This is a genomic window from Psychrobacter sp. (assembly GCF_018260395.1).
Taxonomy (GTDB): Bacteria; Pseudomonadota; Gammaproteobacteria; order Pseudomonadales; family Moraxellaceae; genus Psychrobacter.
In genome coordinates this window covers 1-13,262 of the sequence record NZ_JAGLBC010000058.1, presented here as the reverse complement: position 1 = coordinate 13,262, position 13,262 = coordinate 1, and the positions used below count along the sequence as shown (strand labels likewise).

13 protein-coding genes are annotated in these 13,262 nt (G+C 38.0%); 3 read left to right on the top strand and 10 right to left on the bottom strand.

Annotated elements, in window-relative coordinates:
* Positions 1 to 445: 445 nt before the first annotated feature.
* A complete protein-coding gene (locus tag QZ265_RS06100) occupies positions 446 to 1,147 on the bottom strand; it encodes a DNA glycosylase (protein WP_296404412.1) in 702 nt (233 codons plus the stop codon).
* Between the two features lie 210 nt (positions 1,148 to 1,357).
* Here QZ265_RS06100 and upp point away from each other — a divergent pair, with 210 nt between their 5' ends.
* Positions 1,358 to 1,996 carry a uracil phosphoribosyltransferase gene (gene upp / locus QZ265_RS06095; protein WP_296404409.1) on the top strand — a complete coding sequence of 213 codons (639 nt, stop codon included), beginning with the start codon at positions 1,358 to 1,360 and terminating at the stop codon, positions 1,994 to 1,996.
* Positions 1,997 to 2,056: 60 nt separating this feature from the next.
* Here upp and QZ265_RS06090 read toward each other — a convergent pair whose 3' ends face one another.
* The 4 genes from QZ265_RS06090 to hemC form a co-directional block, all read right to left on the bottom strand.
* A complete protein-coding gene (locus tag QZ265_RS06090; protein WP_296404406.1) occupies positions 2,057 to 2,854 on the bottom strand; it encodes a hypothetical protein in 798 nt (265 codons plus the stop codon).
* Entirely contained in the window at positions 2,854 to 3,324 is a 471-nt protein-coding gene (locus QZ265_RS06085; protein WP_296404416.1) for an acyl-CoA thioesterase, read from the bottom strand. The genes QZ265_RS06090 and QZ265_RS06085 overlap by 1 nt, the downstream gene beginning before the upstream one ends.
* 171 nt (positions 3,325 to 3,495) lie before the next feature.
* Positions 3,496 to 4,305: a uroporphyrinogen-III synthase gene (locus QZ265_RS06080; RefSeq protein WP_296404404.1), complete on the bottom strand. Its 810-nt coding sequence runs from the start codon at positions 4,303 to 4,305 to the stop codon at positions 3,496 to 3,498.
* A 101-nt stretch (positions 4,306 to 4,406) separates the two neighbouring features.
* Positions 4,407 to 5,411, bottom strand: a complete 1,005-nt coding sequence (gene hemC / locus QZ265_RS06075) for a hydroxymethylbilane synthase (RefSeq protein ID WP_296404403.1) — start codon at positions 5,409 to 5,411, stop codon at positions 4,407 to 4,409.
* Between the two features lie 339 nt (positions 5,412 to 5,750).
* Here hemC and argH point away from each other — a divergent pair, with 339 nt between their 5' ends.
* Together argH and QZ265_RS06065 are read left to right on the top strand one after the other, a co-directional pair.
* The gene (gene argH / locus QZ265_RS06070; protein ID WP_296404414.1) at positions 5,751 to 7,136 is read left to right on the top strand and encodes an argininosuccinate lyase; all 1,386 of its coding nucleotides are present in this window, start codon (positions 5,751 to 5,753) and stop codon (positions 7,134 to 7,136) included.
* A 130-nt stretch (positions 7,137 to 7,266) separates the two neighbouring features.
* Positions 7,267 to 7,563 (top strand): oxidative damage protection protein, encoded by a 297-nt coding sequence (locus QZ265_RS06065; RefSeq protein ID WP_296404401.1) that lies wholly within the window; start codon positions 7,267 to 7,269, stop codon positions 7,561 to 7,563.
* A 107-nt stretch (positions 7,564 to 7,670) separates the two neighbouring features.
* Here the strand turns inward: QZ265_RS06065 and phoU are convergent, their stop codons facing one another.
* The 5 genes from phoU to pstS form a co-directional block, all read right to left on the bottom strand.
* Positions 7,671 to 8,414 (bottom strand): phosphate signaling complex protein PhoU, encoded by a 744-nt coding sequence (gene phoU, locus QZ265_RS06060; protein ID WP_296404399.1) that lies wholly within the window; start codon positions 8,412 to 8,414, stop codon positions 7,671 to 7,673.
* A gap of 103 nt (positions 8,415 to 8,517) precedes the next feature.
* Positions 8,518 to 9,435 carry a phosphate ABC transporter ATP-binding protein PstB gene (gene pstB / locus QZ265_RS06055; RefSeq protein WP_296404397.1) on the bottom strand — a complete coding sequence of 306 codons (918 nt, stop codon included), beginning with the start codon at positions 9,433 to 9,435 and terminating at the stop codon, positions 8,518 to 8,520.
* Between the two features lie 74 nt (positions 9,436 to 9,509).
* Entirely contained in the window at positions 9,510 to 10,406 is an 897-nt protein-coding gene (gene pstA / locus QZ265_RS06050) for a phosphate ABC transporter permease PstA (protein WP_296404395.1), read from the bottom strand.
* 206 nt (positions 10,407 to 10,612) lie between these two features.
* Positions 10,613 to 11,563 carry a phosphate ABC transporter permease subunit PstC gene (pstC, locus tag QZ265_RS06045; RefSeq protein ID WP_296404393.1) on the bottom strand — a complete coding sequence of 317 codons (951 nt, stop codon included), beginning with the start codon at positions 11,561 to 11,563 and terminating at the stop codon, positions 10,613 to 10,615.
* 61 nt (positions 11,564 to 11,624) lie between these two features.
* Positions 11,625 to 12,791 carry a phosphate ABC transporter substrate-binding protein PstS gene (gene pstS, locus QZ265_RS06040; RefSeq protein ID WP_296404391.1) on the bottom strand — a complete coding sequence of 389 codons (1,167 nt, stop codon included), beginning with the start codon at positions 12,789 to 12,791 and terminating at the stop codon, positions 11,625 to 11,627.
* Positions 12,792 to 13,262 lie beyond the last annotated feature (471 nt).

Sequence of the window (13,262 nt, the reverse complement as noted above, 5' to 3'; positions counted from 1 at the left end):
AACAAAAATCCACACAAGTTGTTCTTTGATTCTAGCTTTTAAATAGTTGACTTATTACGTCGTCCGTATTAAGTTATGCTATAAAAGGATAGTCTACCTTCAATCTGAAGAATTCTTAGCCTTAGTATCGAGCCGTTTAGTATATCGTATCTAAGATATTTGTCAACAGCTTTTTTAAATTCTTTATCAAGTCATCTAAGTTTAAAACCTCTAAAGGTCTTGTTCTTGTTGTCTTGATGAGGTGCGTATTATACGCAGTTTGTAATCTGTGTCAAGGGCTTTTTTTGGTTTAATTTGAATTAGTTGTTATAAATCAATATTAAACGCTGCCTTTCAACTGCGCACAAGTATATAGTTTATTTAATGAAGGTCAAGCCAATATTTAAAAAAATTCCGACTTTTGTTTATTTTAAGGTTGGTGTACAAGACTGCTTGCCTTATCTATTCATATCTTTCCCACCGTTTTAAAAAAATTACGATAGGCTTCAACCTTTTTATCCAATGACAATGGATATGCTCTAGAAGTAGAAGGTAGCCTATATAAAGTTAACTCACGACCTGCATAGTTATAGTCAATATGTTGATTGGTTTTTGGTATTTTAGATTTCGGAATCGGCTTGCCTTGTTCCTTAGCTAATAAATCCATTAAAATTTCTGTAGCTTTGCCACCTGTAGTAAACAGACTATGAACATGTGGAACTTTATCGAGTATTTGTTCTAAATCAACTGCTTCGACAATCATTAAATGCTTATCAGCTGCATTGCCTTGTTCACGTATGGCTTTTTTAACAGTGGGACACGAGGCAATACCACGCTCCTGCATAAATGCTTGGATACGATCTGGATCGAAGGCTTTATTGTTACCATCACGGAAGTAATCACCGTTATCAAAAAAGACTCTTCCGTAAATACGCCACATATCATTATAAAAATTAGGATAGTGGAAAGTCATACCCCACTTATCAGACGTAGGTGGGAAGGTACCCATCATCATAATCGTAGCGTTACTTGGTAAAACAGGACCAAAAGGGTGAGATTCTATAGTGGGTTCAATCTTTGTAATATCTGTATTTGCTATCTCGTTGTTCTTATCAATAAGGTTGGTCAATGAGGACTCCAATATAAATTTATCATAATTGTCATACATAATTAGTTGGCTTTTGCTCAATTGTTAGCTTCTATTAAAGCCTTAAAAAGCTTATCTTGCTTGGTAAAATTATCAGTTGATTTTGTTTTATTGGTATAATTGTTTTGTAAAATGCTTTTACCTTAAATCCCTAAATATTTTTATTAAATATGACCCCCCTTCTAAATTCATATTAGCTGTCCACATCCTAAGGACGGTCAAAGAGGTCTTATGAACAACCTAAGCATAGAAATTATCAATCATCCTTTAGTGCGACATAAATTAAGCTTAATACGCGCAAAAGATTGTAGTACCTATAAATTCCGCACTTTAACTAGTGAGCTTGCGCGTCTAATGGCTTATGAGGCCTGTCGTGATTTTGAAATTGAAGAATTTACAATGCAAGGTTGGGACAATACTGAAATTAAGGGTGAGCAAATCGTTGGAAAAACCGTGACTATTGTTCCGATTTTACGAGCTGGACTAGGTATGCTTGATGGGGTATTAGACCTTATTCCAACGGCTAAAATTTCAATGGTTGGTTTACAGCGTGATGAGGAAACTTTACAGCCGGTACCTTTCTTTGAAAAACTGGTGGATGATGTAGACCGTAGACCTGCTTTCATTATTGACCCTATGCTTGCAACGGGCGGTTCAATGGTAGCAACGATTGATATGCTAAAACAAAAAGGCTGCAGTGATATTAAAGCGTTAGTTTTGGTCGCGGCTCCAGAAGGTGTACGCTTGGTCAATGAAGCGCATCCTGATGTCAAGATTTATACCGCCTCTTTAGACAGTCATCTTAATGAAAATGGTTATATTATTCCTGGCTTAGGTGATGCTGGGGATAAAATTTTTGGCACTAAATAGCTGGATATAAAGTTGCTATTAATTTTCATTTTTTATTGAATGAATTACGCTGGTTATAAACTAACCTATTGTGTAATGTCTAATCAGATATGATACTGCTGATTGGGCATTATTTTTATAAGGGTATTCATGCACTAATATCAGATGATTAAAGTCCAAAATCATCACCTCATTATGTAATCCTTGTGAGGTTCTCTTATTGTGTTTGACCGCAAAGGCTTTAACCTTATCGGAGCTTGCAGTAATAAAATTAACAACCAAGGGTGACAAAGCTATCGGCTTAACTGACTTTATTTTTCGATAATCATGATAGTTTTCTTTTAAAGCATCTAGTAATGCCTGAAAGGGATTAAGGGTAGTGACCAAGACTTTATCTCGACGTACTGATAAAGGTAATTTTCCACCTACCAATAATACTTGGCCTTTGGGCAGTCTTTGGGTATGTCGCATCAATTCATGCTTTAGGATTTCCGGCATATCTGCATTAAACACATCTTCAGTTTGCTGATAAAAAACACTGAAGCTACGTTGAACATAGCGCCCAAATACTGTGAAATTAATCCAATCTTGATAAGCGTCATATTTTGAAAGAAACTGACTAAACTGCTTTTGATAAAATTTCAGATTGATATCTTTATAATACAACTCGCTTTGACTACTATCATTATCACTATCAAGTAAGTGGCCTTCAGATAAATCTTTTTGATTAAACGATAAATTGTCAATCAGATACAATATTAACGCTTCAGCAGATTCAAATTTTTGTTGCTGCCAATCTAGAGGGTATAAAACGTTATCCAATGAAGGCAATTCAGGGACTAACTGCACGGTGGTTTTTCGATTAAAAAAAGAAAACATTAAAATTCAGGAGTGTGACCAGCACTTTTTTCGAAGGTCAATATATCGTTACGCTCTTTTTCGCTCCAAGCTACTTTGTTAGTAGCTTCTTTATTTAATCGAACTAATACCGAATCGCCAGTAGCGACAACCGTTTGCTGAGCTTGGCTATAATAACAATAATCCATTACTATACTGGTATTGCCTAATTTTTTAGTACGAACTCCGATAAGCAAAGTATCTGGAAAAAACACCGGCTTTAAGTAAGAGCAACTGGACTGGGCCAGCACGGTGGTTACTTCATCAGTAAAAGCGCCTATTTCATACAAATAGTTGATACGTGCTGATTCAGCATAGCGGTAGTAAACCACATTATTGACATGACTAAAAGCGTCCATATCATTCCAAATAACAGGCTGAACATAGATACTGGCGAAGTTAGATAAAGCTTTAGGCTTTGTATAATTAGTATCCAAATTAGGGTTTGTTATCACTAGCAGATATCTCCGAGATAAGCCTTTTATGGCAATTAATAGATGATAATAGGTATTTTATTATGTATTTAGTTTAGATGTATTTAGCTTAGCTATGGCCATTTAATCAACGGCTATTGATTGTCTATCTATCGAAATTGTTAAAACTATTAAAAATATTAAAACTATTTAAAGTTTGGCTCTTTGCAAAACTTTAACCCCACGCCACACTTCATCAGCATCAAGATGTTCAATTCTTATGCAGTTCAATTGCAAGTCGCTTAAAGTATCTGTCAGGCGCTTACCAAAGGTGAGATAATCAAAATCGGCCAACTGATACGCAATAGTAGGCGGCTTTAAGTCTGCCTCTAAATCTGCCTCTAAACCAGCAAACAGTAGGCGCCAATTTATAAATGCTTCACCACTACTAATTAGAACAATAGGACGTTTATTAGATTTTATTTTGCAAAGATACTGTTGAAGCTGCTTAAACTTAGTAGGCGCATCAATAGAACAGTGGCGCTGATACCAAGCTATGGCATTCACCTCTACTCCATTATCTTGTAAAGAATTTACCAAAACTCGTCTGCCGCCTCTACCACGCCACATTAACAGGTGATCACCTGCACTGAGTGAATTTAGTGAAGGCATCTTTATCATACCTTCATTACTATATTCATCAGGGCATTGAACTTGCCAGCCTTGAGCTTGAAGTATCTGTGCTGTCGCATGGCCAACAGCAATGACCGCACAATTTGGAACAAAATCTGTAGGACAAGCAGCCAATCCCATACGGGCGGCAGTAGGACTGACCACAACCAATGCTTGATAATGGTCTGGCTGCTGATAAAAGTCTTGCTGATATTGTTGCTCGCGCTCACTAATATCTACAGGGACTAACTCTAATAACGACATCTCTAACACTGTCAGGCCTCTTTTCTGCATCGCCTGGCTAAGCGGCTTGGAACGATTGGTCGGACGGGTATTGATAAAAATCATAACGCGACTTTAACTCTGGTTGAATTTATGACCGATTTTAAACTTTATGTTTATTTTAATCTTCATATTTAAAAGCAGCCTAAAGATGTAAAATCAAAAAATTAGTCTTTTTTATTAGCATATATGGCCGCTAAAATAGCATCCGCCCCTAAAGACAATAGCTGATCAGCAACCTCAATACCTAACTGCTCAGCGGCGGCTTCACGTGCCACTTGGTCACCTGCTAACTCAATACGTTTATCAGCTTTAAGCAGCGTGGTACCATCTTCGGAACCGACACGACCACGTAGCCATAAGGTCTTTTGGTGAACCTCTTTATCGTCTTTTTCTATCACTGCATAGGCGGCAATAGGAACCTGACAGCCGCCTTGTAAATGACGGTTCAATGCCCGCTCAGCTTTTAAGCGAATACGAGCTTGACCATCGTTAAGTGGTTTTAGCAGTTTTAATACCGCCTCATCATCTGCACGACACTCAATTGCCAAGGCACCTTGACCTACGGCAGGTAGACTGACCTCAATATCAATTTCTTGCTTAATGCGATCCGTTAACTCCACACGCTTTAAACCACTCGTGGCTAAAATAATAGCATCATACTCACCTGCATCCAATTTACCCAAGCGTGTTTGAACATTACCACGTAAAGATTTAATCTGTAAATCTGGACGGAAAGCTTTTATCTGACACTGACGCCGTAAACTGGCCGTTCCCACCACAGCACCTTGCGGTAAATCTTCTAATCTATCATATGTATTTGATACAAAAGCATCTGTAGGGGTCTCACGTTTGCAGTAAGTACCTAGTATGAGACCTTCAGGCAACTCCATTGGCACGTCTTTTAGAGAATGCACGGCAATATCTGCACGCCCATCATATAGCGCTTGCTCTAACTCTTTAACAAATAAACCCTTGCCACCTATCTTGGCTAAAGGGGTATCAAGAATCTTATCGCCTTGAGTGACCATGGTTACTAGGTTAACTTCAAGCTGTGGATACAATGACTCAAGACGTGATTTGATATGTTCGGCTTGCCACATGGCCAAAGGGCTTTTACGAGTAGCAATGTTTAAGGTTTTTAAAATTGTGGTATGGGCTGAAGTGGTCATAGTTATCTTTTAATCGGCTGTAATTGATTTAATTGAATAAACAGAGGGGTAAGACTGACTAATTATTTAACTGTATTATAATTACAGCCTTACTTATATTGTGCCTATTTAACCATAAATGGCAGGGTTTTTCAGTGACGTTATGTTGAGTCAAATATAAGTAGCTGTTAGGTTAACTGGGTGGGTTAACTAGTAACTCGCCCTAGTCCTTTGCTATACTGCCCTTATTTACTATATGCATTTTACTGGATTTGGACTGATATGACTGCCAACAACTCTAACACAATTTCTGAAACTCAATCAACGAAACCTAACCCCACTAGCGGCCAAGGCCAACAAATGTGGGGTGGTCGCTTTAGTGAAGCCACAGATAGCTTTGTGGCAGCTTTCACAGCGTCTGTCGGTTTTGACCAACGCTTTGCCAAACATGATATTCAAGGTTCTGTGGCTCACGCAACTATGCTAGGACGTTGTGGCATTCTTAGCAAAGATGAAGTAGACACTATTATTGACGGTTTAAAACAGGTTCAGCAAGAAATCGATGCCGGCGAGTTTAACTGGTCTATTGCGTTAGAAGACGTACACATGAACGTTGAATCTCGTTTAACAGATATTATTGGTACTGTAGGCAAGAAACTACATACTGGTCGTAGCCGTAATGATCAAGTTGCGACTGATATTCGCTTATGGTTACGTGAAGAAGTCGATAATGTCGTTGAGCTCCTGGTGAAATTGCAATCCGGTCTATTAAACCTTGCTGAACAGCACACGGATACCATCATGCCAGGCTTCACCCATTTACAGACGGCGCAACCTGTTAGCTTTGGTCATCACGTTATGGCTTGGTTTGAGATGTTAAATCGTGATACAGATCGCTTAATCGATGCTCGTCGTCGTATCAACCAAATGCCTTTAGGAAGTGCGGCACTGGCTGGCACAACTTTTCCTATTGACCGCACTATTACAGCCGATCTTCTAGGTTTTGAAGGCATTTGTCAAAATTCATTAGACGCTGTATCTGATCGTGACTTTGCGATTGAATTTACTTCTGCCGCTTCTATTTTGATGATGCATTTATCACGAATGAGTGAAGAGATTATCTTGTGGATGTCAGCACAGTTTGGCTTCGTACAAATCCCAGACCGTTTTTGTACCGGGTCATCAATTATGCCACAGAAGAAAAATCCAGATGTGCCAGAACTTGTCCGTGGTAAAGCTGCCCGTGTTTTTGGTCAATTGATCACTTTATTAACGCTAATGAAGAATCAGCCTTTGGCTTATAATAAAGACAACCAAGAAGACAAAGAGCCTTTATTTGATTGTGTTGATACCCTAACCGGGTCACTCATTGCATTTGTAGATATGTTGCCTAATATAATTCCTAACAAAGAAAATATGCGTGCTGCTACTATGAAAGGGTATGCTACTGCTACAGACTTGGCAGATTATTTAGTGCGCCGAGGTGTGCCGTTTCGTGATGCTCATGAAGTAGTTGGCAATGCTGTAGCATTAGGTATTAAACAAGGCGTTGATCTAAGTGAATTACAATTTGAGCAGTTGCAACAGTTTAGTGAGGCTATTGGTGATGACGTATTTGAGTTTCTAACTCTAGAAGGCTCATTAGCAGCTCGTGATCATTTGGGCGGCACTGCGCCAAATCAAGTTTTACTAGCAGTAAAACGCGGCCGCGAACGATTGGCTAAATTCAATATCGATGTTAACTAAACCTTTTTAACGTAACTTTTTTACTGAACCAGTAGTTAATTTAATTAAAATTAGCCTTAATCACCGTTGTAAGCCTGCTAAAACCAAATACATAGTGTTAAACATTTATTATTAAATATAGGATAGGACAATGACAGCTACTTTTGATCCAAAAGCGAATATGGTGTTTTGCCGTAAATATAAGCAAGATTTGCCCAAAATGCCAAATCCTCCTTTTCCCAATAAAAAAGGCGAAGAAATTCAGAATACGGTGTCTAAAAAAGCCTGGGATGAATGGTTAGAGCTTCAAACCATGCTTATTAATGAAAATCATTTAAGTATGATTAATCCTGAAGCCAAAAAATTCATAACCGAACAACGTGAAAAGTTTTTAGATAATACTGATTATGAGCGGCCTCAAGGATGGACGCCTGAGTCTGATAAATAAATAAGTATTTATATCGATGTTTGTTTAAAATTAACCATCTATCAAACTTCGAGCGAGAAAAAAGGAGAGGCATTTAAAACCTCTCCTTTTGGTATATAACAATCTAATTATTCAGGTGTATTGCGTGAGGCAATATTATTCGAAGCTTCTTGTACCGCTTGCTCTACCGTCATAAAATCTGTATGACGTACATCTTTTCCGCTAGTACAGTAAATAACCAATTCGGCTATGTTTCTAGCATGATCTCCAACGCGCTCTAAGGCTCGTAAAACCCATAAAATATTAATGACTTTGGAGACATGACGACTGTCCTCCATGACATAAGTCATTAAAGAACGACTAGCAGACTGATACTCTTCATTAACTGTTTCATCGCTTTGCAATACTGTAAAAGCTCTCTCGGGATTCATATGTGAGAAAGCTTCTAAAGCTTCTAACATCATTACGCGAACTTGATTAGATAGATGCTGAACCTCAGAATAGCCTCTAGGTGAAACCCCTTCTTTAATTAGTTTATAGGCCATACGTGCTATTTTGCTAGCCTCATCACCAATACGTTCTAAATCGACAACACCTTTACTCATTGCCATTACTAACCTTAAATCGCTAGCTGTAGGCTGACGTTTGGCCACCAGCAATACTAACAATTCGTCAACTTTAATCTCCATTTGATTAATTTCTGCATCTTCTTCAATCACTTTTTTTGCCAATTCAGCATCACCATCAACCAAAGCATGGGTTGCTAATGTGACCTGCTCAGCTGCCATACGACCCATTGTCATAAACAACTCACTACACTGATGTAGATCGTTATCAAAGCTTTTTGAAGAATGCTTTTCAGTAAGCGGCATACATAATTTCCTTATGACTTAAAATAATAAAAGCCAGAAGCCTTTAACATATTGGCATCTGGCTTTCTATAAATATATTACGCAATGGTAAACTTACTTAAAATTAGCCATAACGACCAGTAATATAATCTTCTGTAGCCTTTTGAGCTGGGTTAGTAAAGACTTGATTGGTTTCACCCATCTCTACCATATCACCAAGATACATATACACGGTATAATCAGATACACGAGCAGCCTGTTGCATATTATGAGTCACGATGGCTATGGTGTAATCATGCTTTAAATCTTCGATCAAATCTTCAATGGCACCAGTTGAAATAGGGTCTAATGCAGAAGTAGGTTCATCAAGTAATAAAACTTCTGGTTTAGTGGCAACCCCACGTGCGATACATAAACGCTGCTGCTGGCCACCTGATAAAGATAAACCTGAAGCTTTTAACTTGTCCTTAACTTCAGGCCAAAGGGCTGATTTCTTTAATGCCCATTCTACACGTTCATCTAATTCAGATTTGCTTAATTTTTCATATAAACGTACACCAAAAGCCACATTGTCATAGATAGACATAGGAAATGGCGTTGGCTTTTGAAACACCATACCGATACGTGCACGCAGTAAATTGACATCAATATTTTTATCTAAAATATTTTTATTGTCCAAATTAATTTGACCTTCAGCACGCATGCCAGGATACAAGTCATACATACGGTTAAAAGTACGCAATAACGTAGATTTACCACAGCCTGAAGGACCAATAAAGGCAGTAACCTTTCTCTCTGGAATATCAATATTAATATTTTTTAAAGCCTTAAAATCACCATAATAGAAGTTTAAATCGCGAACTTCCATTTTAGCTTTAGGCATATTAGCAGGCATATCAGCCAACGTCTGCTTATTAAAAGTAGCGGTATCTGGCTGAGCAATCTGAGACCCAGTGTTCATTGGTTTGCCTATTAAGCTATCTTCTGAAGTAGGTTTAGTCTTAATTTTGTCCACTGTTTTTTTCTCTACTGTATCTGTCATGATTTAGTCCTATTATTCCATACATTTGGGCTTATCTAAAAGGGCAATATTATTTTATTAATACTAGTGACTTTCTAGTGAATTTGTTCTTTACCACCGATTACCCGTGCAACTATGTTTAAGAGTAGAACTGTCATGGTGATTAATAATGCGGCAGCCCATGCTAAGGTATGCCAATTGTCATAAGGACTAGAAGTAAACTGGTAAATAGTATTTGGTAAGTTCGCCATAGCCTGATTCATATCAGTACTATAAAATGGATTATTGAAAGCTGTAAATAGCAATGGTGCTGTTTCACCAGCAATACGAGCAAACGCCAATAATACACCTGTAGTCAAACCTACGCTAGCAGCTTTCACTGTTACAGTAGTGACCAGTTTCCATTTGGGTGTGCCTAAGGCATAAGCTGCTTCGCGTAACGTATTTGGAACCAAGTCCAGCATATTCTCAGTAGTACGAACCACTACTGGAATTACAATTAATGCTAAAGCCAAGGAGCCGGCCCAACCTGAAAAGTGTTTACCTTGTACCATTAACGCATATATAAATAGACCAATTACGATAGAAGGTGCTGATAGTAAGATATCGTTCAAGAAGCGAGTGACCTTACCCAACCAACTACCTTGTGAGAACTCAGCCAAATAAATACCAGCCATCATTCCAATTGGTGCACCAATAAATAAGCCTGAAAAGGCCAACATAATCGAACCTATGATAGCATTACGCAAACCACCTTCAGCTTGTGGAGGCGGCGTATCAGCTAAAAACACTGGCATATCAATTAATGCCTGGAAACCTTCAATAAATAAAGTAATTAGGATCCAAGCTAACCAAAATAAACCAAATACCATTGCCGAAATTGCAAAACCCAAACCGAGTTGGTTTAGAAAACGACGTTTGTTATAAAGAGATCTATTATAACGGTCCTCAAACTTGCTACCTTGATGCGCACTTACTTCAGCTGATTGCATGAACAGTTTCTCCATTTCGCTAATCATTTAATTTGGTAAAGCCACAGTGAATAACTATTGACTTGACTATCTGGCTACCTTTAATAGTTAGCAAAATCATATATATTGTTTTTAATATGGTTAAATAAATTCACTTTAAGCGGCCATGAGCCGCTAAAAGATAAATATAAAAATTAAAATATTAACCTAAAAGTTCAGTAAGCTAATTAATTGCCTGCTCGTTTATCAATACGCATTAACATAAGTTTTGAGATTGATAATACGATAAAGGTGATAACAAACAATATTAGACCTAAATGTAGCAATGAAGATAAATGTAATTTACTACCAGCTTCTGCAAACTCGTTGGCCAAGGCCGAAGTAATAGTGACACCAGAAGTAAATAAACTTGGGCTGATATTATATGCGTTACCAATTAAGAAGGTCACAGCCATTGTTTCCCCAAGTGCACGACCTAAACCTAAGATTATTCCACCAACAACACCTGCTTTGGTATAAGGTAGAATAATCTTAAACATGACTTCCCATGTAGTAGCACCCATACCATAAGCCGACTCTTTAAGAAGAGCAGGTACGACTGAAAATACATCACGCATAGTGGCTGCGATAAAGGGAATAATCATAATTGCCAATACAAGCGAGGCTGTAAACATCCCTAAACCAATAGGTGCGCCTGTAAATAACTGACCAATAACTGGTATTGGGGCAATATGTTGAATGACCCATGGCTGAATATGAGCACTAAAGAAAGGAACAAATATAAATAGGCCCCACATGCCATATATTATAGAAGGGATGCCTGCTAATAACTCAATAGCAATGCCCAAAGGACGCTTTAAAAAAGCAGGGCATAATTCCGTTAAGAAAATGGCAATACCAAAACTTACCGGTACTGCAATTAAGATAGCAATAACCGAGGTAACAATAGTGCCATATATTGGCGCCAAAGCACCATATTTATCTTCTACAGTATTCCAGTCATTACTCGTGTAAAAGCCCAATCCAAATTCTTGGATACTGGGCCATGCACCAATAATTAATGAAACTAAAATACCGCCTAAAGATAACAATACCAGTATAGCAAAAGCTTTTGTAGCATTTACAAAAAGAAAATCATAACGCTTTTGCTTTGCTAACTGGGAATGTAGATCTGCCATGACAGCCTCATTATTAATTATTAAATAAAACTTTTCTCAGTGGCCTCAAAGGCTGTAAGGATTATTGTGCTGGGGTATAAACTGGCTTGCCATCTTTATCAACAACTTCATTCCACTTAGCTTTAAATAAAGCTACTGCTTTATCAGAGAATGGTACAAAGTCTAGATCCATAGCGTCTTGATCACCACGAGTATAAGCCCAATCAAAGAAGTTCAACACGCCAGCCACTTTTTGTGGGTTTTCAGGATGCTTATGAACCAAGATGAACGTAGCTGCAGCAATTGGCCAAGCTTGATCTGTCTCTGAATTAGTAATAACTTTATAGAAACCTTCTTGTTTTGACCAGTCAATGTCACCAGCTGCAGCAAACGTTTCAGCAGAAGGCTGAACGATATTACCAGCAGCATTTTTCATAGCAGCGTAAGACATTTTGTTTTGTTTAGCATAAGCATACTCAACATAGCCAATTGAATTTGGCATACGGCTTACATTGCTTGCTACGCCTTCGTTACCTTTACCGCCTACGCCAGAACCTGATGTTGGCCACTGTACAGTTTTATCCACACCAATTTTTTCTTTCCACTCTGGTGATACTTTGGCTAGATAATCAGTAAAGTTAAAAGTAGTACCTGAACCGTCTGAGCGGAATACTGTAGTGATTGGCGCATCTGGAAGAGTAAGATCAGGGTTTAATGCAGTAATTGCAGGATCATTCCATTTAGTGATTTTTCCTAGATAGATGTTGGCTAAAGTTTCGCCATCTAATTTAAGATCACCAGGCTTAACGCCTTCAACATTAATTACAGGAACCACACCCCCAATAACGGTTGGGAACTGGATAAGATCTTCTTTAGCTAACTCTTCTGGAGTCATAGGCGCATCTGATGCACCAAAGTCTACAGTCTTAGAAATGATTTGCTTAATACCGCCAGAAGAACCAATTGATTGATAGTTAACTTGGCCTTTGGTTTCTTTATTATAGTCAGATGACCACTTAACATAGATAGGCTGTGGGAATGACGCGCCGGCACCAGTGATGTTCATTTCAACACCTTCAGCAGATTTGAACTCACCTTGTGGAGTTGTAGTTGCTGAACCTGCTGGTGCACTAGTATTAGCATCTGCTGCTGTAGTATCATCAATCTTCGCTGTATCATCTTTCGATTTATTACAAGCGGTTAAGGTAAGTACGCTGGCTACGGCCACAGCTAACAATGAATAACGCATGGTTTCTCCTAAGAAGTTATAAGTTTTATAAGTGCAGATTTATAATGAAAAAATCTGATTATTGTACACTAAAGGTTTTTGAGTACCGTGCATCAAGATACCCTATATTGGAATGAAACTATTTTGACGTCTAAATATGACAGTTTGATGAAATAAAAATGTGTTTGTAAGAAACTAGTAACCTTTTTAGACACTGTTGTAGACGAAGTGTTAATAATTACAGGTATTTAGAGAGAATCTATACTTAATCTTACAGTTATAATATTTACATTTTCTTTACCTATTAGAAAGATAACTTAAACGATTGACCTGTAAACTACGCCTTCGATGTCTTGGTACAGACAATTTTTATTTTGATTTCAGCAATAGCCAGTTCTAATAGGGACCTGCTGTGTTACCAAAATCTTATTGCCATCATTTGTTCCAACCATTTATTTAATACAGGTATAACCTATGAGAAAATTTTTATTA